Source organism: Niallia tiangongensis (assembly GCF_044704065.1).
GTDB classification, from domain to species: Bacteria; Bacillota; Bacilli; order Bacillales; family Cytobacillaceae; genus Niallia; species Niallia tiangongensis.
This window is the reverse complement of record NZ_CP162613.1, coordinates 4,889,994-4,916,716: the sequence shown is the minus strand read 5'-3', so window position 1 is coordinate 4,916,716 and position 26,723 is coordinate 4,889,994. Positions and strand designations below refer to the sequence as shown.

At 36.4% G+C, this 26,723-nt stretch carries 22 protein-coding genes and 1 riboswitch; of the genes, 16 read left to right on the top strand and 6 right to left on the bottom strand.

Annotated elements, in window-relative coordinates; all coding sequences use genetic code 11:
* The first annotated feature begins 24 nt into the window (after positions 1 to 24).
* A complete protein-coding gene (locus AB3U99_RS23260) occupies positions 25 to 549 on the top strand; it encodes a sigma-70 family RNA polymerase sigma factor (protein ID WP_400244281.1) in 525 nt (174 codons plus the stop codon).
* Positions 539 to 1,177 (top strand): hypothetical protein, encoded by a 639-nt coding sequence (locus AB3U99_RS23255; protein ID WP_400244279.1) that lies wholly within the window; start codon positions 539 to 541, stop codon positions 1,175 to 1,177. The genes AB3U99_RS23260 and AB3U99_RS23255 overlap by 11 nt, the downstream gene beginning before the upstream one ends.
* Positions 1,178 to 1,340: 163 nt before the next feature.
* Here the strand turns inward: AB3U99_RS23255 and AB3U99_RS23250 are convergent, their stop codons facing one another.
* Genes AB3U99_RS23250 through AB3U99_RS23240 form a run of 3 tightly spaced genes read right to left on the bottom strand, consistent with a single transcriptional unit; the run spans position 1,341 to position 4,282 of the window.
* Entirely contained in the window at positions 1,341 to 2,213 is an 873-nt protein-coding gene (locus tag AB3U99_RS23250) for a glycine betaine ABC transporter substrate-binding protein (RefSeq protein WP_400244278.1), read from the bottom strand.
* Positions 2,214 to 2,258: 45 nt separating this feature from the next.
* Positions 2,259 to 3,089, bottom strand: coding sequence for an ABC transporter permease (locus AB3U99_RS23245; protein ID WP_400244276.1), 831 nt, complete (start codon positions 3,087 to 3,089; stop codon positions 2,259 to 2,261).
* Entirely contained in the window at positions 3,086 to 4,282 is a 1,197-nt protein-coding gene (locus tag AB3U99_RS23240) for a glycine betaine/L-proline ABC transporter ATP-binding protein (protein WP_400244274.1), read from the bottom strand. Before AB3U99_RS23240 ends, AB3U99_RS23245 begins: the two co-directional genes overlap by 4 nt.
* Positions 4,283 to 4,901: 619 nt before the next feature.
* Here AB3U99_RS23240 and AB3U99_RS23235 point away from each other — a divergent pair.
* A complete protein-coding gene (locus AB3U99_RS23235) occupies positions 4,902 to 5,984 on the top strand; it encodes an NAD(P)/FAD-dependent oxidoreductase (RefSeq protein WP_400244272.1) in 1,083 nt (360 codons plus the stop codon).
* A gap of 227 nt (positions 5,985 to 6,211) precedes the next feature.
* Here the strand turns inward: AB3U99_RS23235 and AB3U99_RS23230 are convergent, their stop codons facing one another.
* Positions 6,212 to 6,997, bottom strand: a complete 786-nt coding sequence (locus AB3U99_RS23230) for a hypothetical protein (RefSeq protein WP_400244270.1) — start codon at positions 6,995 to 6,997, stop codon at positions 6,212 to 6,214.
* Positions 6,998 to 7,408: 411 nt separating this feature from the next.
* Between AB3U99_RS23230 and AB3U99_RS23225 the strand changes: the two genes are divergently transcribed.
* On the top strand, positions 7,409 to 7,732 hold the full coding sequence (locus AB3U99_RS23225) for an MGMT family protein (protein WP_400244268.1): 324 nt from the start codon (positions 7,409 to 7,411) through the stop codon (positions 7,730 to 7,732).
* A 41-nt stretch (positions 7,733 to 7,773) separates the two neighbouring features.
* On the opposite strand, the gene AB3U99_RS23220 is transcribed toward AB3U99_RS23225, so the two are convergent.
* A complete protein-coding gene (locus AB3U99_RS23220; protein WP_400244266.1) occupies positions 7,774 to 8,724 on the bottom strand; it encodes an L-lactate dehydrogenase in 951 nt (316 codons plus the stop codon).
* Positions 8,725 to 9,103: 379 nt separating this feature from the next.
* Positions 9,104 to 9,203: riboswitch (TPP riboswitch) on the top strand.
* A gap of 139 nt (positions 9,204 to 9,342) precedes the next feature.
* Between AB3U99_RS23220 and tenA the strand changes: the two genes are divergently transcribed.
* The 11 genes from tenA to pgmB all read left to right on the top strand — a co-directional run bounded on the left by tenA (position 9,343) and on the right by pgmB (position 23,188).
* Complete coding sequence (gene tenA, locus AB3U99_RS23215; RefSeq protein ID WP_400244264.1) at positions 9,343 to 10,029, top strand: thiaminase II; 687 nt, start codon at positions 9,343 to 9,345, stop codon at positions 10,027 to 10,029.
* Positions 10,026 to 10,622 carry an ECF transporter S component gene (locus tag AB3U99_RS23210; protein WP_400244263.1) on the top strand — a complete coding sequence of 199 codons (597 nt, stop codon included), beginning with the start codon at positions 10,026 to 10,028 and terminating at the stop codon, positions 10,620 to 10,622. The genes tenA and AB3U99_RS23210 overlap by 4 nt, the downstream gene beginning before the upstream one ends.
* Positions 10,600 to 12,216, top strand: coding sequence for an ABC transporter ATP-binding protein (locus tag AB3U99_RS23205; RefSeq protein ID WP_400244262.1), 1,617 nt, complete (start codon positions 10,600 to 10,602; stop codon positions 12,214 to 12,216). The genes AB3U99_RS23210 and AB3U99_RS23205 overlap by 23 nt, the downstream gene beginning before the upstream one ends.
* On the top strand, positions 12,182 to 12,916 hold the full coding sequence (locus tag AB3U99_RS23200; RefSeq protein ID WP_400248165.1) for an energy-coupling factor transporter transmembrane component T family protein: 735 nt from the start codon (positions 12,182 to 12,184) through the stop codon (positions 12,914 to 12,916). Before AB3U99_RS23205 ends, AB3U99_RS23200 begins: the two co-directional genes overlap by 35 nt.
* Before the next feature lie 304 nt (positions 12,917 to 13,220).
* Positions 13,221 to 14,654 (top strand): PTS system trehalose-specific EIIBC component, encoded by a 1,434-nt coding sequence (gene treP / locus AB3U99_RS23195; protein ID WP_400244261.1) that lies wholly within the window; start codon positions 13,221 to 13,223, stop codon positions 14,652 to 14,654.
* 853 nt (positions 14,655 to 15,507) lie between these two features.
* On the top strand, positions 15,508 to 16,767 hold the full coding sequence (locus AB3U99_RS23190) for an extracellular solute-binding protein (RefSeq protein WP_400244259.1): 1,260 nt from the start codon (positions 15,508 to 15,510) through the stop codon (positions 16,765 to 16,767).
* 231 nt (positions 16,768 to 16,998) lie between these two features.
* Positions 16,999 to 18,300, top strand: a complete 1,302-nt coding sequence (locus AB3U99_RS23185) for an ABC transporter permease subunit (protein WP_400244258.1) — start codon at positions 16,999 to 17,001, stop codon at positions 18,298 to 18,300.
* A 1-nt stretch (position 18,301) separates the two neighbouring features.
* Entirely contained in the window at positions 18,302 to 19,138 is an 837-nt protein-coding gene (locus AB3U99_RS23180) for a sugar ABC transporter permease (RefSeq protein ID WP_400244256.1), read from the top strand.
* Positions 19,139 to 19,261: 123 nt separating this feature from the next.
* The gene (locus AB3U99_RS23175; protein WP_400244254.1) at positions 19,262 to 20,134 is read left to right on the top strand and encodes a DUF1189 family protein; all 873 of its coding nucleotides are present in this window, start codon (positions 19,262 to 19,264) and stop codon (positions 20,132 to 20,134) included.
* A gap of 12 nt (positions 20,135 to 20,146) precedes the next feature.
* Positions 20,147 to 22,423 carry a glycoside hydrolase family 65 protein gene (locus tag AB3U99_RS23170; protein WP_400244253.1) on the top strand — a complete coding sequence of 759 codons (2,277 nt, stop codon included), beginning with the start codon at positions 20,147 to 20,149 and terminating at the stop codon, positions 22,421 to 22,423.
* Positions 22,424 to 22,528: 105 nt separating this feature from the next.
* The gene (gene pgmB / locus AB3U99_RS23165; RefSeq protein WP_400244251.1) at positions 22,529 to 23,188 is read left to right on the top strand and encodes a beta-phosphoglucomutase; all 660 of its coding nucleotides are present in this window, start codon (positions 22,529 to 22,531) and stop codon (positions 23,186 to 23,188) included.
* Between the two features lie 197 nt (positions 23,189 to 23,385).
* Here pgmB and AB3U99_RS23160 read toward each other — a convergent pair whose 3' ends face one another.
* On the bottom strand, positions 23,386 to 25,152 hold the full coding sequence (locus AB3U99_RS23160) for a glycoside hydrolase family 13 protein (RefSeq protein ID WP_400244249.1): 1,767 nt from the start codon (positions 25,150 to 25,152) through the stop codon (positions 23,386 to 23,388).
* 279 nt (positions 25,153 to 25,431) lie between these two features.
* On the opposite strand from AB3U99_RS23160, the gene AB3U99_RS23155 reads away from it, so the two are divergent.
* Positions 25,432 to 26,388: a LacI family DNA-binding transcriptional regulator gene (locus AB3U99_RS23155; RefSeq protein ID WP_400244247.1), complete on the top strand. Its 957-nt coding sequence runs from the start codon at positions 25,432 to 25,434 to the stop codon at positions 26,386 to 26,388.
* The last annotated feature ends 335 nt before the right edge of the window (positions 26,389 to 26,723 follow it).

The following is a 26,723-nucleotide window of genomic DNA, read 5'->3' as shown; positions in this document are numbered from 1 at the left end:
AAGGTAATTAAGGAGGTGGCTCGGTTGTTGAATTTAATAAAGAAAGCTCAAAACGGAAATGACAAAGCGTTTTTAACAATATTCCAGAAATATGAACAAGATATTTATCGTACAGCATTTATATATGTAAAAAACCAAAGTGATGCTCTTGATGTTGTTCAAGAGACCGCATATCGATCATTCAAATCAATTAAAAATCTGAAAGAACCTAAATACTTTAAAACTTGGTTAATAAGAATTGCAATTAGTTGTGCCATTGATCTGCTTCGTAAGCAGAAAAACGTAGTTCAAATGAAGCCAGAATTTGAGGAATTCATAATTGGAGATGTCAATGAAGATATTGATTTAGAAATGACAGTTCGAGACCTAATCGAACGATTAAACGAAGATGAGAAAAGTGTAATCATTTTAAGATTTTATGAAGGTTTTACAATTAAAGAAGTATCAGAAACTCTTGAAATACCTTTGGGTACAGCAAAGACAATTTTATATAGAGCTTTAGACAAGCTCCGTAAAGATTTGAAAGGAGTTGGTTTATATGAGCAATAAGATTAAACAAGAAATGAATAGAATTGAAATACCAAAAGAACTAAGTGAAAGAAGCAAAATGGGTGTTTCAAAAGCAAAATTAGAGATGGGAAAATCAAAACGGAGATGGTCTTATATTATAGGACCAGTAATAGCAGCATCAATTGCTTTAGGCATTTTCGGTCCCAATTACTTTTCAAATAATCCGCCAGAAAACCCTATTATTAGAACAATGGAAACAAATACTGTTATTGATATATACAACCCAAGAGAAGTTGTAGGTTTTTCAGATAATGTATTTTTAGGAAAGGTCATAAAACAAGTTGGTACAAAGTCACTAAATGGTTATCCAGAAACACAATTTGAGGTTGAAGTGCTCGATAGTATCAAGGGAGAGTTGAAAGGTACTATTAAAGTTAATCAACAAGGTGGGTACGAGGGTGAATATTTGTATCTGATGGAAGATGACAAACTTCTTGTTGAAGGACAAACGTATTTATTTGCCACAAGGTACTTAAAAGAAGAAAATTGGCACACTGTAATACCTGTTGGCGGGGATATACCTTTTAATAGTGACGAAGAAAAGAAAGAACTTATTGAAAAATACAAAAAGGCATATGAAGAAGAAATCCCTTTTAAATTAAAGTAAAGTAAGTAATGTAAAAAACGCTCGGAATTCCAAGCGTTTTTCTGGTTAATTCATTGTAAATTTCGTGTTAATATGGGTGCTATTTAGGATGAAAAACAAAGTGTTATTTCACGTTTTCTCTCCCAAAACGGAACCCGTTACCCTTGAGGTATCCGTTTTTTGATTATTTCCCTAACATAGCATCGACTTTATCTTGATTATTGTCAATCCATTCCTGAGCAACTTCTTCTTCATCAGCACCCTCTTCGATTTTGACAATCATTTCTTCAATATCTTCAACAGGCATGCTCCATTTACTTAAGAATTCATGAACTTCAGGTGCCTTTTCTTTCAGACCATTATTTACAACAACATGAACTTCTGAAGTCTTAAAGAAACCTTTTGGATCTTCCAATACTTTTAAGTCATAATCAACAAACATTGGGTGTGGACGCCATCCTAGGAAAAGAACAGGATCGCCACTTTTCATAAGCTTAGAGGCTTGTGCTAGCATTCCGCCTTCACTAGAAGCAACATATTCTAAATCCAAGCCGTATTCTTCAATCATTTCTTTAGAAGTAACAGTCATTCCTGCTCCTTCTTCAATACCATATACTTTTCCGCCAAAGAGATCTTCTTTGCCTTTTAGATCTTCAATGCTTTCAATTCCTTCTACATTAGATGGAATAACCCAGCCAAGTTCACCTTCTGTATAGCTAACTGCTAGATCTTCTAATTGGCTACTGTATCTATCCATGTAATTTGCATGCATATCAGGTAACCAAGCATCCATAAATACATCTAAATCGCCACGTGAAAGACCAGTATAAACGCCGCCAGCATCTGCATTTTTCTCCTCTACAGTATAGCCCATATCTTCTAATAATAGCTTCGCAACTTTTGTTGGAGGAATGGTACTGGTCCAAGGGGTAACACCGAATGTAATGGTTTCTTTATTACTTGATTCATTTCCCCCTGTTTCTTGGCTTTGAGAGGAACACCCAATTAAAAGAGTAAATAGTAATAACATTAAAAAGCTAAGTTTTAATTTTTTCATAAATTTGTATACTTCCCTTCTCCTGTTAATTTTTGTGATAGAGTTTTACGCTTTTTTTCCTAAACCTTGCGTTATTCGATCAAGTATGATGGCTAGTACAACGATTCCTAATCCACCAGTAAGACCTAATCCAACATTTACACTAGAGATACCGGATAAAACAGTGCTACCTAAACCTGGTGATCCAATCATCGAAGCGATAACGGCCATTGATAGTGCGAGCATTATCGTTTGGTTAATTCCAGCCATAATGGTTGGAATGGCGTTTGGCAGCTGAACTTTAACCAGTAACTGCCAAGATGTCGAACCGAAAGCTTTTGCAGCTTCTACGATATCAGCTGGAACTTGTTTAATTGCTAAGCTCGTCATGCGTACTGCTGGTGGAGTAGCAAAAACGAAAGTAGAGATAACTGCTGGAACTTCTCCTAAACCAAAGAGTAGAATAGCAGGGATTAAATACACAAAGCTTGGTAATGTTTGCATAAAATCGAGGATTGGTCGAACGATATGATCTAATGTTCGATTTTTTGCCGTAAATATACCTAAAGGAACCCCAACAACAATGGAGAAAAAGGTTGCTACAATAACAATAGATAATGTTTGCATAGCTCCTGTCCAAAGATCAACGGATCCTAAGTAAAGGGATCCAATAATAGTGAAAATAGCTATTCCTTTTCCAGCAAGACGCCAAGCTAAAAGCGCTAAAAGTATTGCGATTATTTCAGCAGGAATAAAGGTAAATAAATTAGTGACAGCGTTTATAAATACGCTTAGTACTCCGCTAAGGGAGTTGAAAAAGTCACCTAACACTGGCAGTAGCCAATTGTCTACAAATTGATTTGTCCAATCTTCTAGTGGAAAGAAGAAATAATTCATATGATAGCCTCCTTTTGTTCTTTTCCGAGAATCAGTCCAGACAATATAGAGACTCGTACGATGATTCCTAGCAATCTATTATTATCTGTGACTGCAATGGGGAATCTTGATTCAGCTGCGATTCCAATTAAATCATTTAACGGGGTATCGAATGTGGTGGAATGGAAATCATGCTCTAAAACATCTTCTACCCATTTATTTTCTTTGTACGCATTAATGGCAGCATCAATGGTCAGGATACCTTTTAGTTGTTTATCCTTATCAACTACAAAAATACTTGATAGACCAGCTTCTTCCATTTTGCGGACTGCCACCCTCGGTCCATCCTTCCAAGTGGTAATAAGATCTGGCTGCTTCATAATTTGACCAGCAACTAATACTTTAGAACGATCGACATCTTCTACAAAGGTAGATACATAGTCATTCGCTGGATTTTCTAAAATTTCTTCAGCTGTTCCTAATTGTACAATGGAACCATTTTTCATGATTGCAATTCGATCACCAAGCTTGAGTGCCTCATCTAAGTCATGGGTGATAAAAATAATCGTTTTACCTAGCTTGTTCTGTAACCGAAGGAGTTCATCCTGCATTTCCTTGCGAATAAGTGGATCCAACGCGCTAAAGGCTTCATCCATTAAAAGAATATCGCTATCATTTGCTAATGCTCTTGAAAGGCCTACGCGTTGTTGCATACCGCCACTTAGCTGATTAGGGAAACTTGCTTCATAGCCTTTTAGACCAACATCATGTATGGCTTTTATAGCTTTTTCGGCGCGATCCTTCTTAGGATGGCCTTGGATTTCTAAGCCGTATTCTACATTTTCCTGTACAGTTCGATTAGGAAATAACGCAAAATTCTGAAAAACCATGCTAAGCTTTTTCCGACGGGTATCTATAAGTTCTTTTTTGTTCATTGTGGTAATGTTTTTCCCATCTATCAACACTTCACCAGAAGTTGGCTCGATAAGTCGATTAATTAGACGAATAAGTGTAGATTTTCCACTCCCGGATAAACCCATAATGACAAAAAATTCTCCCTGTTTTACATGAAAAGAAGCATTATCTACTCCAATTGTCATCCCAGTTTCTTTCAGTATTTTCGTTTTTTCTTCGCCTGCTTGGAGTCTTTTAAGCCCTTCTTTCGGGTTACCTCCAAATATCTTAGTGAGATTTTTGACTTCGATTTTATGCATGAATCACTTCTCCTTAAAAGGGTTTATCTTGGAGATTTTCCGAATATGGATAAATAATTAGAAATTGAAAAATATAATTTGATTATTTATAGAGGAATAGTAGGAATTAAGCGAGTATTATGGCAATACTTATAGTGGAACTTTGGGTAAATATAGTGTTGAGTATAGTATTACTTGCTTGTGTTACTCCCAGTATAGTAATGGGACTTATCCATATCCTTCTCCTGTAGAGTTACCCTTATTATATAAAACAAGTATTATATAGCGCAAACGTGAAAATAAAGCATATACAGTTTATATCGTTCGTAAAGTTTTTTCTGATTGAATTAAATAGGCTGTATGCTTAAAAATACTGCCTAATTCACTAAATAACTCTTGATTCTGTACATTGATAGGTTGAAAAAGAACGTATGATCTCAATTTTCAGTGAAACTATATCCTTTATAAAGGAAGTTATTCCATTTCATAAACTGTTCAATAAAAGTTTTGTTATAGGATTGAAAAAAATCGAAAAAAAAGGTAGTATTTAAATGAGAATGATAATCAATTTAACTAATAAAAGAACGATTTAATCATATATAGATAGTATAAAACTTTCAAAATAGGAGTGAGCGGGTTAATGGATCATACAGAACTATTCGATGTGACAATAATTGGCGGCGGACCAGCAGGACTGTATTCTGCTTTTTATAGTGGGCTAAGAGAAATGAAAACAAAAATTATTGAGTTTTTACCACAGTTAGGCGGAAAGCTGCATTTATATCCTGAGAAAATGATCTGGGATGTTGGCGGCATCACTCCAATGCCAGGTGAGAGGTTAAGAGAGCAGCTAGTACAGCAAGGCTTGACCTTTAAGCCCGAAGTAGTAACAAATACGAAGATTCATTCTATTTCTAAAAATGAGGAAGGCATTTTCTTATTAGAAACTGATTCGGGAGAAATTCATTATTCCAAAACAGTTATTGTAGCAGTAGGAAGCGGAATAGTCACTCCACAAAAATTAAAAATAGAAGGTGCCGAAAGGTTTGAAGTGTCAAACTTAAACTATACGGTGAAATCTTTAATGCACTTTAGAGACAAAGTGGTTGTTCTTTCTGGTGGCGGAAACTCAGCTGTTGACTGGGCACTTGAACTGGAGCCGATAGCAAAGAAAGTGTATTTAACATGTAGAAAAGATACACTTGCAGGACACGAGGCAAAAGCAAGAGAATTATTAGAAAGCAATGTTGCGTGTTTATTCTATACATCTATTACGAAACTGATTGCTAACGAAAATCATGATCGTATTGATTCTGTTGAATTAACAAATACACAATCAGAAGAAGTAACTACTCTAAAGGTAGATGAAGTGGTTATTAACCATGGCTATGAAATGGATTCTTCTCTATTAAAAAATAGTAAATTAAAAATTGACATGCTTGAAGATTTTTACATAGCAGGTAATGTTAATAGTGAGACATCTGTACCAGGTATATTTGCCGCTGGCGATATTCTAAAGCATGAAGGCAAAGTTCATTTAATTGCAGGGGCTTTCCAAGATGCAGCAAATGCAGTCAATAAAGCTAAATTATATATCCAGCCTGAAGCAAGCAATAGCGCAATGGTGTCGTCTCATAATGAACTATTTGAAGAAAAGAACAAAGAACTAATCAAAAACATGATTCAATGCGATGATTGTTCAGTAATGAAAGTACGGGCTTAATTTCAGTTGATTGTAAGGAAAAAGAGTTATTGGAGAAGGTGATTTGCTTTTCCAATAATTCTTTTTTGTTATATAGAGGTTTGGCTGAAAAGCATGTGAGTTTAGGCTGAAACCCCAAAAAGTTTAACTAAAAAGCAGATTGAGGTGATCCGATAAACCGAAAATCCTGCTGAAATCAGGTTAGTTATAGTCGAATTATTCAAGTTTGTACTATCCCCAGTTATAAATCATTCTGTTGAGACAGTCATCATTAAAGCATTTATCGGTACTTCTCCAGTTTCTAAAGTATAAACAATATTTTCTTCTTCCCATCTTACCATTACCTCAACGTCTTCTGCATTGTGCGGATAGCTAACCTCCATCCGTCCGTTATCCTTCGGAATTGGGAGTGCATTCTCTTCCAAATAGTCAACCATTTTTCTAGCAATATCGGCAGTGTCTAATTCATCAGCAGAAATGAATTTAATTTGTAACACCCAGCGTCCTTCCTTCCAAACTAAATACGAACTTCCAGCTGCTCCTTCCTTCATACCGTTAATTTGATGGGCTAAATCTACCTTCATATCATCTGGTATAGAGTCTAATGAAACCTCGGGAAACAGCTCCTTTTGTTTAGTTGGGTCATCGAAAGTTTCTGCTTTAAAGGTCGCAATTCTGTTATTATTTGTAGACAAAGACTTATCGTTAATTGGTACAGGTTCTTGTGTTTGATAAAATGAAATAGAATATTCATCCGTTTCATTTTTATTTATTTTGGTGCCTACATATTCATTATCGGTTACAGGGAATTTTGTCGGTAGTTTGTTCTCTTTCATTTTAAGCATCGATCGAAGCTCTTTTATCTGATTACCAGTAGAAGGTGTTTCTTTATTGTTGTCAGTGGTTTGATTAGCTTGTCCTGCTACATTAGTTTCCTGTGTAGATGCTTCTGTTTGACTGCCTGGTGGATCATTGGAACAGCTACTTGCTATGAGAGAAAAGGTGAAGAGTGAAAAGAATAGAATTTTTTTCATTCGTATTACTCCTTCCTATGTCTTATTAGTACGTTTATTCCCTATAAAAAGAAAAAAATGAGTTTTATAGGGAATTTTATAAAAAAGTTTAAATAGTTTGAAATGGAGTATGGAAGGTTTAGTGGAATAAAGAGGATTACGGGGAAATGATGAAGTGTGAGTTAAGTATGTATAGTCACAAGTAAAAGGGGAAAAACCGCAAGTAAAGTTGATAGAGTCGCAAGTAAAAGGAGAAAGGTCGTAAGTAAAGCAGCCTAATCGGTAAGAAAAGAATCCATTTCACATACAAAGGTGTATAACAAAACCACAGTTAACCAATAAAAGCATAATCTCCATTAAAAGAGCAATAAAACTCTGATAAAATAAAGAAAAAGTTTTGAGAGGACCCCAAATAAGAATGGAGGTGAAAGAATGAGGCCATTTACAAAGTTGGTTGTCGAAATTATTGCGGATATTCCAAAGGGAAAAGTAATGACGTATGGGCAAATTGCGAAGATTGCTGGCAGTCCAAGGGCAGCAAGACAAGTGGTTAGGATTCTTCATACTTTAACGGAAAAGTATCAGCTTCCTTGGCAAAGAGTACTTAATAGTAAAGGCTGTATCGGATTACCTGGTCAACATGGGCAACTTCAAAGAAGGATGTTAGAAGAAGAAGGTATTGTATTTGCGGAAAATGGATCGGTTCATTTAATAGAGTACGGTTATGAGCCGCTGCATCTAATGGATGAAAATTAATAAGCCTATTGCAGTAAAAAAGCAATAGGCTTTCATCTCTGTTATTTTAAGGCAGAGTTCATAGTTTGTCTAAGAACTTCCACAGAGTGGTTAAATTGTTCTTCTTCTTTTTCATTTAGTTCTAGCTCAAGAACCTCACGGATTCCTTGACGATTAATAATTGCGGGAACCCCAATATAGATATCTTTATGGCCATACTCGCCATCTAGGTAAGCAGACACTGGCAAAATAGAATTTTCATTTCCGAGAATAGCTTTTGTGATACGGACAAGTGACATTCCGATTCCATAATAAGTGGCACCTTTTCGTTCTATAATATGGTAAGCGGCATCGCGGACATTAATGAAAATCTCATCTAGGTCTTTTTGAGCGTATTTATCATTTTTAGCTAGCTTTGTTTCAATGCTTTCTAATCCAATGGTTGTACTACTCCATACAGGCAACTCCGTATCTCCGTGCTCACCAATAATAGCAGCATGTATGTTGCGTGTATCTACATCGAAATACTCACCAAGCATATAGCGGAAACGGGCAGAATCTAATGTAGTACCAGAACCGATTACTCGCTCTTTAGGAAGACCAGACTCTTTCCAAACGACATAAGTAAGAATATCAACTGGGTTTGTTGCGATTAAATAAATGCCATCAAATCCACTAGCAGTAATTTCTTTTACAATGCTTTTGAAGATTGCTGTGTTTTTTGCAACTAAATCTAAACGAGTTTCCCCAGGCTTTTGAGGTAGACCTGCAGTGATGACAATTAAATCCGCATCTCCACAGTCAGAATAGTCGCCAGCCCATACTTTTGTCGGTGCTGGAGCAAATGGGATACCATGATTTAAATCCATTGCTTCCCCTTCTGCTCTTTTTTTATTTACATCTATCAAAACAAGTTCTTCTGTAACACCTTGGTTAATTAATGAATAAGCGTAGCTACATCCTACAGCACCTGTACCAATTAAAACGACGCGATTTATATTTTGTTGTTTCATTCTTTTGCAACTCCCTTTTTCAAATTTAATAGATTAATAGTATTTAAAGCCATTTCATTACTAAATGGAGAACAAGATTCGTTAATAATTTACTTTGTTGCTACTATTCTCCATAGTATCTTAAAATTCATTCTTTTGTAAAATGTTAATACTGTTTATATAGTGATTATATACTTAAATTATGTGAAAAAAATCACATAAATATGTCGATTTTGTGAAAGTTTCTTTAAGAAAAGGAAACCTCAACGCCATTATTAAAATTTCAGTTATAGCTATCCCCTTTTAACAAAGTGATAATCAGAATAATTAAAAAATAATTATAAGAAAATGATTGACAAAAATCAGAGACATTCGGTAATGTAATAAGTAATTGAATAGGAAAATCCACTGGGGGAGCCTTTTTGGCTGAGACAAGGATACTTGGACCCTTTGAACCTGATCTAGTTCATACTAGCGTAGGAAAGTGGAGTCGGCATAGAATGTAAATGTTATTTTATTCATATAAAGCCACTCCATTTTTTGGAGTGGCTTTTTTGCATATAAAAGTTGCTCCATGTTTTCCTTTTCAAAAAAATCTTAATGGTTGGTCTTAGAAGACCAAAAGAAGGAGGAAATCAAATGAGTTTTTCACAAGCATTACGTAAACAGGCTGAACCAATCTTTCAGGCAATTTTTGAACATCCGTTTGTTCAAGGAATCAGGAAGGGGGATTTAAAGAAAGAACAGCTTATTCATTATGTGAAACAAGACTTTGAATATTTAAATGCCTTTATGAAGATTTACGGATTGGCGATTTCAAAAAGCACGAATAGAAAGGATATTGAGCTATTTAATAACCAAATTTCCTTTGTGCTACATAGTGAAACTCATCCTCATAATAATTTTTGTGAAGTAGCAGGCGTTAAATACGAAGACCTACAAGGGTTTCCAGTAGCTCCTTCTGCTCACCATTATATCCGTCATATGCTAACAGTTGCTCATCAAGGCGGAATCGCTGATATTATAGCGGTCCTTTTGCCTTGTCCATGGACATATGTAGAAATCGGGAAAAAGCTTTTAGAAGAGGTAAATCCAGATAGTACACATCCTTTTTATGACTGGATTCATTTCTACGGAGATGGTCCTATGACTGTTACTACATCTCTTTGTCAGCGATTAGATGAACTGGCTGAAACGCTCAATGAAGAACAGAAGGAAAAGCTAACGGAGTATTTTCTATTAAGCTGCCAACTAGAATATAAGTTTTGGGATATGGCTTATAATCTGGAGGAATGGCCAGTGAAAACCCTTGAGGTGACTGTATGAACTGGAAAATCAAAGAGGTTGTCTTATTAGTTGTTATTGCCGTAGCATGTGGCGTTCTTTATATGGGGTGGTCCACTTTGTGGCTTCCGATTTCAGCACTCGTTGGTCCAGTTGGTGCTAACTTTATGTTTGGAATTTGGGTTATTGCTAGTCCAATAGTTGCCTATATTATACAGAAGCCGGGCGCAGCCTTAATTGCAGAAGTAGTTGCAGCTTCGGTTGAGCTGTTAATTGGCAGCCATTTTGGATTATCAGCACTTTTAATAGGAGTCTTCCAAGGAATTGGAGCAGAAATAGCATTTGCGGTATTTCGCTATAAAAAATACCATGTTTCTGTCTTAATGCTGTCAGGAGCATTAGCAGCTTGTGGAAGCATGTTATATAGCATAATAGCAAATGGTTTTTCCTATTATACGACGACAACACTTGTTCTAACCTTTATTATTCAAGTGATTAGTGGTCTTATTTTAGGAGGATTATTAGCAAAAGCAATTGTTGAGGGGCTTGGTAAAACAGGTGTCCTGAATGGATATGCTATTTATAGATCGAATCGGAAGAAGGAGAATAATGATGAGTTCATTGTTAGGATGTAACCATCTATCTGTGCGCTTTTTTGAGGATAAGGAACCTGTCCTCAAAGAAGTAACACTGCATATTAATCAAGGAGAAAAAGTTTTGATTTTAGGTCCGAGTGGCAGCGGTAAATCTACTATTATATCTGTTTTAGCTGGCATTATTCCGGAACATATAGAAGCATATGTGTCAGGAGAAGTGATTAGAAGGAAAAGGGCAGGTGTCCTTTTCCAAAATCCTGATACACAGTTTTGTATGCAGCATGTAGATGAAGAAATTGCCTTTAGTTTGGAAAATAGAAAAGTGCCTAGGGAGCAAATGGATGCGATAATCTTGGATGTGCTTGAAACAGTAGGATTAATGATAGAACCCCATACTCCTATTGCGAATCTTTCAGGAGGAATGAAGCAACGATTAGCACTAGCTTGCCTATTAGCATTAGAGCCAGAAGTACTCTTTTTGGATGAACCAACTGCGCAGCTTGATCCGTCTGGTAGAAAAGAAGTTTTTGAGGTAATAAAAAATACAGCAGCTAGAACCGGACAAACGATGGTGATGGTTGAGCATGTATTAGATGGCTGTATAGAATGGATGGATCGCGTTATTCTTTTGAATAAAAAAGGACAAATAATTGCGGATGGAAAACCGGAAATGGTCCTTAAACAGTATAAAGAGGAGATGCAAGATGCTGGAATATGGATACCTCAAGTGTTCCCTTATAAGTGGGATGAGTTAATTCAAAATGGAAGTCATCCAAGAAGAATAGACTTAATCAATAAATATGAAAGTAAAAAAGCAAAGATAGAGTCTGAAAAGCTATACGATCCGGTTCTTGAAATGAATCATTTAGAAGCTGCTTATAATAAAGAAACTATTATAGAAAACATTGATTTTACCGTGAATAAGGGAGAATGGATTGCTGTTATTGGTAACAACGGGGCAGGAAAAAGTACTTTCTTAAAGATACTTGCTCATTTGAAAAAGAGCAAAAAGGGAGATATACGCTTTCATGGGAAGAATCTGAAAAAGTGGCGAGACAGAGACTTGTATCAGCGCTTAGGTTTCGTATTCCAAAATCCTGAGCTTCAATTTATTAATCAAACGGTCTTTGATGAAATTTCGTTTTCTGGTGTTCAGTATCAATGGAAGGAAGCGGATATTAATAAACGAACGACAGAGCTTTTGAAGGAATTTGGTTTAGAGCCATATCAAAATCAACATCCTTTTACCCTTAGCTTTGGACAGAAAAGAAGATTGAGTGTAGCAACCATGCTGTTATTAGATCAAGATATTCTTCTGTTGGATGAACCTACCTTTGGGCAAGATGCGAAATCTTCTCATGATTTATTACAGGTTCTTAAAAAAAGAAAAATGGAAGGAACCTCTATTATTATGGTTACACATGATATGGATATTGTCGATCAATATGCAGATAAGGTAGCAGTCCTACATCAGAAGAATATGGCTTTTGCTGACCATCCGTATCTTCTTTTTTCCAATCAAGAGCTTTGTAAGAGGCTAGCTATTGTGCCTCCTCTTCATTATCAATTAATCGCAGATTTAAAGGAGGCTGGAGACAATCAAAAGCAACGAGTCTTATCTATCACATCTTAATCCAGCGATGAAATTAATGACACATATTTTGCTAATGGTTATCTTAATGACGATTCAAAGCGCATTTTCTACATTAGCAATTTGGATATATGTGTTGATACTTGGTTTAACACTTGGAGGATGGAAGGGGAAATTTCTTGTTAAAGTTCTTCTTCCTTATTCGGTTTTTTTTGTGCTTACCTTTTGGATGCTAGCGGCTTTTGGAAAAGGAGAAACAGTGGTTTGGAAGTGGGCTTGGTTTCAAGTAACAGAAGAAAGTATGGGAAGTGGTTTCCTCATTTCTACACGCATGCTTGCCTTCGTTACGATTGGCCTGCTATTTACTACTACGACTAATTTATATGAATTAATGATGAGTCTTATCCATCAATGGAAATTGTCTCCGAAATGGGCATATGGAATGATGGCTGGCTTTCGCTGTATTCCAATGTTTCAATCTGATTTAGCACAATTAAAAGAAGCACATCGGATTCGAGGATATAAATATAGTGGAACTTGGAAAGCTTTCTTCCGCTATGCAGTTCCCTTGTTAACACAAGCAATCCGTCGTTCGGAGCAAATGGCGATTGCGATGGAAGTAAGGGGATTTACAGGGGAAAGGGATAGAACATATTTTCAGAAGACGTATATCACTTTATTTGATTATCTATATTTCGGTACGATGATTCTAATTGCTACTAGCATCGCACTATTTATGTAGGTTTGGAATACTACCAAAATAATTAAACTCATATAATCATTCATTACGAGGGCATTTAATCTGCTTATAATGAATAGATTATATGGGTTTGTTTTTTTATTATTCATAGTTATTTTGCTTACTCTTATATTTAAAATAGCCCCTTTTAATACCAAAAATTTTATTTTTTTATTATATTGACACCACCTGTATATACAACTATAATGAAAACGTAACCAATACTTGTATATACAGGATTTGGGTATGTTAGAGAATGATAATGGATTAATAAATAAATGAGGGAAAAGACAAAGGGGGAAGAATGATGGGGAAATATACAGAACAGGCAAAGGAGCTTCTTGAGCACATTGGTGGAAGCGATAACATTTCTGTTGTGACACACTGTGCGACAAGAATGCGCTTTGTTTTAAACGATCCATCGAAGGCGGATATAGACAGTATTGAAAAAATCAAGCTTGTAAAAGGAACATTTACACAAGCGGGACAGTTCCAGGTTATTATCGGAAATGAGGTTTCCTCTTTCTACAATGAATTTATTGCCATTGCAGGAGTGAGTGATACTTCAAAGGATGCTGCAAAAGAAGCAGCGAAACAAAATATGAACTTTCTGCAAAGAATGATAGCTCATTTAGCGGATATTTTTACACCGTTAATCCCAGCTATCGTAGTTGGGGGATTAATACTTGGTTTCCGAAATGTTATTGGTGAAATTAAATTAGTCGATGGTGGAACCAAAACATTAGTAGAAGTTTCTCAGTTTTGGGCTGGGACGAATAGTTTCTTATGGTTAATTGGTGAAGCGATATTCCACTTTCTTCCTGTAGGGATTACGTGGGCAGTAGCAAGAAAAATGGGAGCTACTCAAATTCTTGGTATTGTATTAGGGATTACATTAGTATCTCCGCAATTATTAAATGCATATGCAGTAGCTGGAACACAAGAAGTACCATTTTGGGATTTTGGTTTTGCTCAAGTAGAAATGATTGGTTATCAAGCGCAAGTGATTCCCGCCATTTTAGCAGGTTTATTACTTTCATTCCTAGAGTTACGTTTACGTAAAATAGTACCTAATGCGATTTCAATGATTGTTGTACCATTCTTTGCATTAGTACCTACTGTATTAATTGCACATACAGTACTAGGCCCAATCGGATGGAAGATAGGTTCAGTAATTTCAGATGTAGTATACTCTGGATTAACTTCTACTTTAGGATGGTTATTTGCAGCAGTATTTGGTTTTGCTTATGCACCACTTGTAATTACAGGATTACATCATATGACGAATGCAATCGATTTACAATTAATGAGCGAATTTGGCGGAACGAATCTATGGCCAATGATCGCATTATCCAATATCGCACAAGGATCAGCGGTACTTGCGATGATCTATTTAAATCGTAAAGACGAACAAGAAAAACAAGTATCAATCCCAGCAGCTATCTCTTGTTACTTAGGAGTAACAGAACCCGCCATGTTTGGTATTAATTTAAAATATGGCTTCCCATTCCTAGCTGCCATGATCGGTTCTTTATTTGCCGCGATTATCTCTGTTGGATCTGGCGTAATGGCAAACTCGATTGGAGTAGGTGGAATCCCAGGAATTCTATCGATTCAACCAAAATATATGGTAACATTTGCGATTGCAATGGTTGTCGCAATTGCAGTACCAATTATTCTAACAATTATTTTCTCTAAACTTAATATGGGGAAAGTTTCGTTAAAAAGAGTAAAAGGATAAATTTATTAAAAATAGCCAAAACTGTCCGCTTAAATAGGGATAGTTTTGGCTATTTTTATTTGTTTATCGTGTGAAGGTGGACGTTCTCTGTGCCTGTTAGCAGGAAACGAAAGTCGAAAAGGTAACAGAGAACGCTCCTCTATGCCCGCAAGCAGTAAATAAAAGCTGGAAAGGTAACAGAGAGAGCTTCTCTATGCCCGCAAGCAGTAAATAAAAGGAGGAAAGGTAACAGAGAACGCTCCTCTGAGCCCGCAAGCAGTAAATAAAAGGAGGAAAGGTAACAGAGAGAGCTCCTCTATGCCCGCAAGCAGTAAATAAAAGGAGGAAAGGTAACAGAGAACGCTCCTCTGAGCCCGCAAGCAGTAAATAAAAGCTGGAAAGGTAACAGAGAGAGCTTCTCTATGCCCGCAAGCAGTAAATAAAAGGAGGAAAGGTAACAGAGAACGCTCCTCTGAGCCCGCAGGCAGTAAATAAAAGCTGGAAAGGTAACAGAGAGAGCTTCTCTATGCCCGCAAGCAGTAAATAAAAGGAGGAAAGGTAACAGAGAACGCTCCTCTGAGCCCGCAAGCAATAAATAAAAGCTGGAAAGGTAACAACAGAGAAGCGCCCCTCAAAGCCCATTAGCACTATAACGAAACCGAAAAGATAACAGAAGAAGGAATTCGTAGCATTACCTTGATCCATTACGGTTAATTCGTAGGGAAATATGTATATTTACCCAACAATAGCGTAATCTATACATTGATGTGTTTGCATGTTACATTCTGTTATCGGTAACACAGAGAAAACGATTGCATTAAAGCGTTTTCAAATTTACAATAAGAATGTGAGATAAACAAGGAGGGAAAATTTCATGAAAAGTTATAAAAAACTATTAATGTCAGGAGTAGCATTACTTACTGCATTCTCTTTAACCGCTTGCGGCGGCAATGATACGAAAGAAAGTTCAAAAGGCGGATCTACTGACGGAAAACAAACATTGACCGTGTCAGTTGATGGCGATGGGTATAAAAAATATATTGAAAGCATTAAAGGTGATTTCGAATCTGAAAATAATGCAGAAGTAAAAGTAGTAGTGATGGCAATGACAGACCAAGCGGATGCTTTAGCATTAGATGGTCCTGCTGGAACTGGTCCAGATGTATTTATCGCTCCTTATGACCGCGTTGGTTCAATGGGTAGCCAAGGTCATTTAGCTGAAGTAACAACACAGCCAGAAGGAATTACAGATACAGAATCAAAACTAGTTACGTTTGATGGAAAACAATATGGTACACCATTTGTTATCGAAACATTAGTAGGTTACTATAATAAAGACTTAGTAAGTGAAATGCCAAAAGATTTCTCAGAAGTAGAAGCATTAACAAAAGACAGCAAATATGCATTCGCATCTGAGTCTGGCAAGAACACTGCTTTCTTAGCAAAATGGACAGACTTCTATTTTAGCTATGGATTAGTTGCTGGATATGGTGGATATGCATTCGGAAGCGAAGGAACAGATCCAACTGATATCGGTTTAAACAATGCTGGTACAATCGATGCAATTAAATATGCAAAAACTTGGTATGATCAATGGCCTAAAGGTATGCAAGACGTAACCGGTTCCGGTGACTTTATCACAGAAATGTTTACTACTGGTAAAACAGCTGTCATTATTGATGGTCCTTGGATGGCATCTACTTACAAAGATGCTGGTGTAAACTATGGAGTTGGTGCAATTCCTACATTATCAAACGGTGAAAAATTCGCTGCATTTGGTGGAGGAAAAGCTTGGGTAGCTTCTTCTTATGCAAAAGATCCAGAATTAGCTGCTAAATGGTTAGAGTATGTTGGTAATGCGGATAATGCAACAAAATTCTTTGAAGCAACAAACGAAATTCCTGCAAACACTATCGCACGTGAAGCAGTTCCTGCAGATAACGAATTAGCACAAGCTGTTATTGCAAACTTTGAAAACGCTTCTCCAATGCCTAATATTCAACAAATGGCTGAAGTATGGGATGGCGGACAATATCTAATGTTTGATGCAGTTTCTGGTGCGAAAACACCTGAGCAATCTGCAGAGGATACAGTTAAAAATATTAAAGAATCAATTGAACAAAAATACAAATAAGTTATCAAAAGGGAAGGGAGGTATTTAGCTCCCTTCAGTCGAAATTTCTAATTATCACAGCAGATAATTAGAAATTTCTTCTTTCCTTAACGCAATCGTTTGCATTGGAAATGCTTTCAAACGAGAGTTGGTTTATCAAAAAAAGTTGGTCGAGTGATGATTTTTTTTGGTAAATCAATAAATTATCATATATGCAACAATATGCAATTTATAGAAAGGGGATAGCCCGTAATGAGTAAAAATGAAACAAACCATAAACAGAAAGCATCCCTGTTATCCATTATTCCTGGGTTAGGACAGTTTTATAATAAACAAGCATTTAAAGGAATAATCTTCTTTGCTCTCTTTTTAGTTTTTGCAATAGAGATGGCACTTACTGGATTTCAGGCTTTAGAAGGACTAATTACATTAGGAAGCATACCTCGTGATGATCACTCGTTATTCCTAATGATTAAAGGAACATTGCAATTAATCTTATCTGTTATCTTTTTATTCTTCTATATCTTGAATATCCTTGATGCTCGCAAAATTGGGACTTTAAGAGACAGAGGAGAAAAGATTAATACAAAGACACTTGATATTTTGAAAAATCTTTGGGAGCAAGGATTCCCTTATATCTTTACATTCCCATCTTATATATTAATGGCTTTTATCATTATTTTCCCGGTATTAGTTACATTATTTATTGCCTTTACAAACTACGATTTTCAGCATATCCCACCATTTAAGCTAATTGACTGGATTGGGTTTGAGAACTTTACAAATATTTTCTTCTTAAGTTCTTATCGTGCAACATTTATGAAAATTCTTGTATGGACATTGATTTGGACATTTGGAGCAACCACTTTACAAATTGTTCTTGGAGTCGTTGCTGCGGTTGTATTACATCAGAAGCATGTAAAAGGAAAATCATTTTTCCGAATTCTATTCTTATTACCATGGGCAGTACCAGCATTTATTTCTATCATGGGATTCTCTAATATGTTCAATGACAGTATCGGTGCCATTAACGCACAAGTAATCCCGTTGATTAATCATTTGCCGCTCATTGATATACCGGCAATCTCTTGGAAGACAGATGCTACTTGGACAAAGACAGCACTTATTATGATTCAAGGTTGGCTTGGATTCCCGTATATTTTTGTAATGGTAACAGGAGTATTGCAATCTATCTCAGATGATTTATATGAGGCAGCAAATCTTGACGGGGCAACTGCTTTGCAGCAATTCCGTAACATTACATTACCGATGATTTTATTTGCGACAGCACCAGTTATGATTACACAATATACATTTAACTTTAACAACTTCTCTATCATCTACTTATTTAATGAAGGTGGTCCGGGAAGTATCGGCTGGAACGCAGGATCAACAGATATTTTAATTTCTTGGATTTATAAGCTTACAACAGGTCAGGCACCTCAATATGCAGTTGCAGCAGCGGTAACATTGATTATTTCTGCAATCGTTATTGCGGTATCACTCATAACGTTTAAGAAAACAAATGCTTTTGGCAATGAGGAGATGATGTAGGATGAGCATGAGAACATCGAGACTAATAAATAGAATATTGACGTATGGTTTTCTCGGAATCCTATCAATAGTAATCATTTACCCATTATTGGTAACAGCATCAAGTGCATTTCAAGCAACCAATATGGCGGCATTTACGTTGAAATTGGACGCAAACTGGGGACTAGATAATTTCCGAAGACTTTTCAGTGAAACCAATTATTTAAGCTGGTATAAAAATACGATTATTATCGCTATCGCAGTAATGATTGTGCAAGTAACATTGGTAACGCTGTCTGGATATGTATTCAGTCGTTATCGCTTTGTCGGAAGAAAATATAGCTTAATTTTCTTCCTAGTTATTCAAATGGTGCCAACAATGGCAGCATTAACGGCTTACTACGTACTAGCAACAGTCCTTGGAGCAATTGATCAATATTGGTTACTATCATTAATCTATATCGGTGGAGGAATCCCAATGAACGTATGGTTAATGAAAGGATACTTTGATACAATTCCACGTGAATTTGATGAAAGTGCACGTATTGATGGAGCAGGTCATTTGAGAATCTTTGTACAAATTAATTTACCATTAGTGCGTCCAATGCTTGCAGTTCAAGCTTTATGGGCATTTATGACACCATTTAATGATTTCTTATTATCTAAGTTCTTATTACGATCCAATGAATTATTAACATTAGCAGTTGGTTTGCAAACACTAATATCCAACCCTCGTGAACAAAAGGTAGCATTGTTTGCAGCAGGTGCAGTACTAGCAGCCTTACCAATTGTTGTCTTGTTCTTCTTCCTGCAAAAGAACTTCGTATCTGGTTTAACTAGCGGTGGTTCAAAAGGATAAAAATAAGAAAATGTTCGTTTAGTGGGGGGCGCTAAAACCCAGTGAGTGGTGCGGATGTCTCGAAAAATAAGAAGCATATAAAGAAAACAGCGAAGAATTTTAAAGTAAGAGAGTGGGATTACAATGAAGAAAACGGAACCATTTTTGATGCAATATTTTAAGTCTATTATTACACCTACAAATGTATTTAAGGGTAAGAATCTATTAACATGGCCAAAAATGATCTTCCTGTTTATTTTCTTAATTGCATGCATGATGATGCCGACTTCTATCCAAATGGCTAAATTAACTACCTTCCCATTTGAGTTTTTATTTCCTCGGACAGCAGAACTAATCACTGACGATTTTGTAGAAGCTTTGTCCTCTAAGCAAGTGAAAGACGGGAAACTAATGGGAATAGATAATCAATATGCAGAAGAAATAGGTGGAAATGTTATTGCAATTGACAAAGACAATAAATATGAGATTACTGGGGAAGATCAGACATTTGGTATAGAAGGATATGCCAATGCCGTTGTTTTTAAAGAAGACTATGCAGTAATTGCTGAAGATAATGGGTTCGGATTTCAATTGTATTATCCAACAAATGAAGAGAAATATCCTTTTAACGTAGAAAGCAAGGAAGATGTTCTACAATATATCGGAACTTTATGGTATGTGCAGAACAAAGCCTTTCTTCTGCCAATCCTGTTACTATTACTAGCTGGTTTATATATAGCAATGAATGTGCTGCAATTTCTATTTATGTCACTCGTATTATGGCTAACAAAGAAATCTAATATTACCGATATACGAACCTTTAAAGAGGCAGCAAACATTGTCCTAAACGCAGCAGGTTTACCAACCGTTTTAGCAGTGATTTATGGGTTTATTCAATTTGATGTTGCGACATTAATCATGATTCAAGGACTTGGGACAGTATTAATGATTGCATTTACATTTTTTAGAACAGGTTTTAAAGAAAAAGGATTTAAGGTAGATTCAGATAAAGCATAGGGAGAGAAGATTATGTCAAATAAGCGTCTTTTCGAAATAAACAGCTGGAAGCTAATATCAAATAAGTTGGAAAAAAAAGAAAAGCGATTGCAGGAAAGTCTAACCTCCATTGGAAACGGATATATGGGGATGCGCGGAAACTTTGAAGAAGGCTATTCAGGGGATTTCCACCAAGGTACGTACATTGCAGGTGTATGGTTCCCTGATAAAACAAGAGTTGGCTGGTGGAAAAATGGCTATCCTCAATATTTTGGTAAAGTGATCAATGCGCTAAATTTCATTGGTGTTGATATTTATGTCGACGGTACCAAAGTGGATTTATATAAGGAAAACATTACTGATTTCCACCTTGAGCTAGATATGAAGGAAGGGATTTTAAAAAGAAGCTTCATCCTTCAAAAAGGAGAAAATCGAATCCAGTTTGAGTTTGAACGTTTTTTAAGTATCATTGCAAAAGAAGTTTGTGCAATAGATATAAAGGTAACAGCACTAACTGGAGCGCATAAGATTGAATTGGTTCCGTTTTTAGATGGTGATGTTACAAATGAAGACTCTAACTATGAGGAAAAATTTTGGGGAGAGATAGGCAGAAAAGTAGAGGCAAATGCAGGCAACCTAATAATGAAAACGGTTGATAATCCATTTGGAACGCCAAGATTCGCGGTATCTGCTTCCATGATTAATACAATTAATCACCAAGAAGTAACTTCATATAATGAAAAGACAATGTATGTTGCCAATGCTTATAATAATAAGCTTAAACAAGGGGAAACGATCCACCTTCAGAAGTATGTTGCGGTCTCCACCTCTCGTGATTGGGAAGAAGCAAGATTAGCAACTGTTTCCGATATGTTAGCAAGGCAAGCGAAGGAAAAAGGATATATTGCTTTAAAAGAAGAGCATATTGCTGCATGGGCAGCACGCTGGGAAAAGGCGGATGTTCAAATTGAGGGAGACGAAGAAGCACAGCAAGGAATTCGTTTTAATATTTTTCAATTATTCTCTACTTATTATGGTGAGGATGCCCGTTTAAATGTGGGACCAAAAGGTTTTACAGGAGAAAAATATGGTGGGGCAACCTATTGGGACACAGAAGCATATATTGTACCGATGTATTTAGCTGTTGCAGAGCCTAAAGTAACAGAACAGTTATTACATTATCGTCGTCAACAGCTCCCTGGTGCAGAACATAATGCGAAACAGCAAGGGCTTAGAGGAGCATTATATCCAATGGTAACTTTCACTGGTGTAGAGTGCCATAATGAATGGGAAATTACCTTTGAAGAAATACACCGTAATGGTGCGATAGCCCATGCCATTTTTAATTATGCAACATATACAGGTGATGAAACCTATGCATTAAATGAAGGATTAGATGTGTTAGTAGGAATCAGCCGCTTTTGGGCAGATCGTGTACATTATTCAAAAAAGAATGATCAATACATGATGCATGGTGTAACAGGACCAAATGAATATGAGAATAATGTAAATAACAATTGGTATACAAATAAGATTGCGACTTGGACATTAAGATACACATTAGAATTACTTGAAAAAGCAGGTCCACAAAGAAAGACAGATTTAAACATTGGAAAAAGCGAATTGGCAAAATGGCAGGAAATTATCGATAAGATGTATTTCCCAGTAGATAATGAATTAGGTATCTTTGTCCAGCATGACACATTCCTAGATAAGGATCTTCGTCCAGTAGATACCTTATTAAAAGAAGAAAGGCCGCTTAATCAAAATTGGTCTTGGGATAAAATTTTGCGTTCTTGTTTTATTAAACAGGCTGATGTATTACAAGGAATGTACTTCTTAAATCATGAGTTTAGCTTAGAGGAGAAAAAGCGCAATTTTGATTTTTATGAACCGATGACTGTTCATGAATCAAGTCTATCACCATGTGTTCATTCTATTTTAGCAGCAGAAATTGGGCTAGAGGAAAAAGCATATGAAATGTATCAGCGTACGGCTAGATTAGACCTAGATAATTATAATAATGATACAGAAGATGGACTGCATATCACAAGTATGTCTGGAAGCTGGTTAGCTATCGTACAAGGATTTGCTGGGATGCGTACAGCAACAGGAACCCTTTCCTTTGCACCATTTGTTCCTAAAGGCTGGAATAGTTACTCGTTTACAATCAATTATCGTAATCGATTAATTCGCGTAACAACAACTTTTGAGGATGTAAAATTGGAACTTCTATCTGGGAACGCGATAAAAATTCAGTTATATGGAAAAGATGTATTACTCGAAAAAGAGTATGTTGAGAAGAAATAGATAGTGTGGAAGAAAGGAGCCGCTGATGGATTGTGATTCTAATGCTAGGGGAAAAAGCATTAGAATAATGGAAGCAGGGCTCCTTTTTTATAGGGAGGAATTAATATGTTAAAAGGAATTATTTTTGATTTAGACGGAGTTATTACAGACACAGCGGAATATCATTATTTAGCGTGGAAGAAAACGGCTGAAGCAATTGGTGTTCCTTTCGATCGTGAGTTTAATGAAGAGTTAAAAGGTGTTAGTCGAATGGACTCTTTATACAAAATATTGGACCATGGCGAAATTCGCGGGCAATTTTCCGAAGAGCAAGTGGAAGAGCTGGCGCACGACAAAAATACTTATTATCAAGAACTAATCAAAGAAATAACCCCTAAGGATCTGCTGCCAGGGATAAAAGCGTTTTTGGAAGAATGTAAGGAAGCAGGTTTGAAAATTGGTCTTGCATCGGCAAGCAAAAATGGACCGGTAATCTTAGACAGATTAGAAGTAACTAACTTTTTTGATACAATCGTAGATCCTGGGAAATTGAAAAAAGGCAAGCCTGACCCGGAAATCTTTGTAAAAGCAGCAGAACAGTTGCAATTACAAGTAAATGAATGTGTTGGCATGGAAGACGCAGAAGCAGGGATTCAGGCAATAAAAGGGGCAAATATATTTGCAGTTGGTGTTGGCACACCTGACCGGATGAAATTAGCAGATTGGCAAGTAGGCAGTACAACAGAAATTACTCTGGCTCGGTTAAAGGAGAGGTTAGGAGAGTAATAGGGTTACAGGGAATGGAGTGTATAGTGCGCTCTGTTCCTTTTTTTGTTTTGGATGAAATGGTTTATAAGGTGGATGAAAGCCAAAAGTAGAGGGGTAACAGAAAAAGAGGCGTTCATAGGATAAACAAAAACCAAAAAAGCGAGACCTCCAATATTGCTCCTAAGTCTCACTTTCCTAAACGGCTTTCTTGTAAATTAATTAGAAGTCTTAAACTGCAAAATGGAAAATTCACCTGGAGAAAGTGTTAATTCTTTTTCCAAACTCCAGATAATCTCTTTGTCATTATAAAGATCATGAACATTTTTATTATGGATATCTTGTACGGGAATTGTAAAAGTTTGTTCTTGATCCGTATTATTAATAGAGAAAATAATATGCTCTTCATTATATGTTTTTTGGTAGATAACAATATTATTATCTGACTCCAATAAGACAAATGAACCTTTGTTACCAAATGCCAGATGGTTCTTACGAAGAGTAATTAACTTTTGAATATGGGCAAACAAATCAAGATCCTGCTTCTCTTTTTCCCAAATCATACATTTTCTACATCCTGGATCCTGTGTACCATCCATTCCTATCTCATCCCCGTAGTAGATACAAGGTGTTCCAGTGAAAGATAATAGGAATAAATAGAGGAGCTTTACTTTATCCTTTCGATTATTGGCGAGTGTCAAAATACGCGGGGTATCATGACTGTCTAATAGATTAAAGGATACTTCGTTCACACTATTTGGATACATATGAAGCACATTGGTAATCGTATGTTTAAACGCTGTGGAAGTAATCAAATCCTTCGCAAAGTAATTTACAGCACCTGTAGTAAACGGATAGTTCATTACGGCATCAAACTGGTCCCCTTGCAGCCAAGGCATAGAGTCGTGCCATATTTCTCCAAGGATATAAGCATCTGGGTTCAATTGCTTTACTTCTGTACGGAACTCTCTCCAAAATTGATGGTCTACCTCATTTGCAACATCAAGTCTCCATCCATCAATGCCGAATTCTCTTACCCAATAGCGACCAACTTCTAGCAAATATTCCTTTACTTCTGGATGGCTTGTGTTTAGCTTTGGCATAAATGGGGTAAAGGCAAAAGTATCATAGTTTGGAATTGGTGCTGTTTGAATTGGGAATTCACGAATATGGAACCAATCCTTATAAGCGGACTCTTCTCCTTTTTCCATAACATCCTGCCATTGAGGAAAGAAATAGCCACTATGATTAAATACAGCATCTAACATAATCCGAATGCCATTATCATGGAGAACATCTACCATCTTTTGGAACGTTTGTTTATCGCCAAACTGTGGATCGATTTCCATATAGTCAATCGTATCATATTTGTGGTTGGAGTAAGCCTTAAAGATTGGTGTAAAATAAACCCCATTAACGCCTAAATCGACAAGGTAATCTACGTGATCAATAACCCCTTGAAAGTCACCACCAAAGAAATTGGTCTGTGTTGGCTCTGTGCTTCCCCACTCTAGCGTATCGGCAGGGTTAAGTGCTGGATCCCCGTTAGCAAAGCGTTCTGGGAAAATTTGATACCAAACAGTATCGCTTACCCAGTCAGGAGCGTGAAAAGAGTCTTCTTTATGCACATAAGGAATACAAAAATAATAGGCAGTGTCGTCCGTTGGAATTTCTTCGTAAAATCCCTTTTCCGTATAGATAAGTGTCTCCTCATTTGATAGAAGCTCAAATCCATAACGTAAACGGCGGTATTCAGGCTTTATTTCGATGAACCAGTAATCATAAAGCTCTGTGCTTCCACTTTTTTTCATGAATGCTTTTTCGTATTTCCATGCCTGATTTACAAAAATGTAAGGGTCTCCAAAAACGAGCTGTACAGAATCTATATCTGATTTCCTTGTTTGCAAGCGGATGTGTACGGTGTCGTCTTTATAAATATAAGAAAAATTATTGCCAGGTCGATGATAAATAGCTTCTTTTAACATAAAATCTCCCTTTCTACGCAAGCGTTTGCATATTTTGAAGTTGAGTATCGAGCAAAATACAATTATAATATAAATAGATAAAAGGAAAACGTTTGCACTCCTCTATTATCAACTCATTTTCTTTTTTTATCAAGCGATTTGTAAAAAAAATTTGGTATATCTCCACCTATAGTTTATGTGTAGAATTATTGTTATAGAATAAATTAAGATGATAGGTAGAATGGTTAATCACTTACATTTTGTGTGCGAATAAATTATATAAATACTGGGGGAGTTCCTTTGGCAACACTTTCAGATGTGGCAAAGAAAGCAAATGTCTCGAAAATGACTGTATCAAGAGTATTAAACCATCCAGAGCAAGTAACAGATGAATTAAAACAACTAGTATATCAAGCCATGCAGGAATTAGATTATGTCCCTAATTATGCAGCAAGGGCATTGGTGAATAATCGGACACAAGTGATAAAATTATTAATTTTAGAAGAAATGGATACTGTAGAGCCTTATTATATGAATTTATTAACTGGAATGAGCCGAGAGCTAGACAAGAACCATTATTCCTTACAGCTTGTAACAAGGACATCGCTTAACATAGGAAAATGCGATGGAATTATTGTCACAGGAATGCGGGAATCTGACTATTCTTTTATCGAAAAATTAACGATTCCTGTCGTTTTATTTGGAGAAAATTTGCATGGATACGACTTTGTCGATGTGGACAATAAAAAGGGTACCTATGTTACGACAAAACATATTTTAGCCTTAGGATATAAACAGCTTGTTTTTATTGGAATTGACGAGGAAGAGCCATTTGAAAAGCTTCGTGAGGCCGGGTTTATGGAGGCGCTCGCCGAAATAAATGCAGAAGGAACCATTTTAAGAGTTAAAAACAGTTCAAGAGAGGCAGAGGTGAAGGTATACGATTTCTTAGCAAAGAAACAGGGCCAATTCGGATTTGTTTGCGCTTCTGATCGCATTGCTACAGGTGTAATTCGTGCGATACAGAAGACGGGAAAAAGCGTGCCAGAAGATTATGGTGTAACAGGATTTGATGGCGTTTTTTTAGACAGAATTTCTTCTCCTAAAATCACGACGATCAAACAACCATTAATGGAAATGGGAGAAGCATGTGCCCGCATGCTCCTTAAGAAAATTAATGAACGAAATAAAAATCAAGGAAAACATATTTTTGAACCGAAGCTCATTGTTCGGGCATCTACTATACTAGATGCCTAGAGGAAAAGAAGAGGCTGAGACAAAACAAAATATATAATGGGTAAAGACGAATAATATCTAATATAGCTATTTAAATAATTGCTGCTTTCGCATTTTGGTTATTTATGTTTTAAATTATTGTCAAGTGAGGAAACCAATTCGTTCCATTGCGCTACAGACACATACAGACACATGATGCGCAGGGGAGCAACCTAAGCCTCCTCGGCTAAAGCCTGGAGGGCACTGAAAAAGTCCATGAAATGAGAAAAAGAAGTTAATCACCTACTATATATAGGTGGGTAACTTCTTCATATTGTATATATATTGATGAAATCCACATTACTTTCTCAGATTAA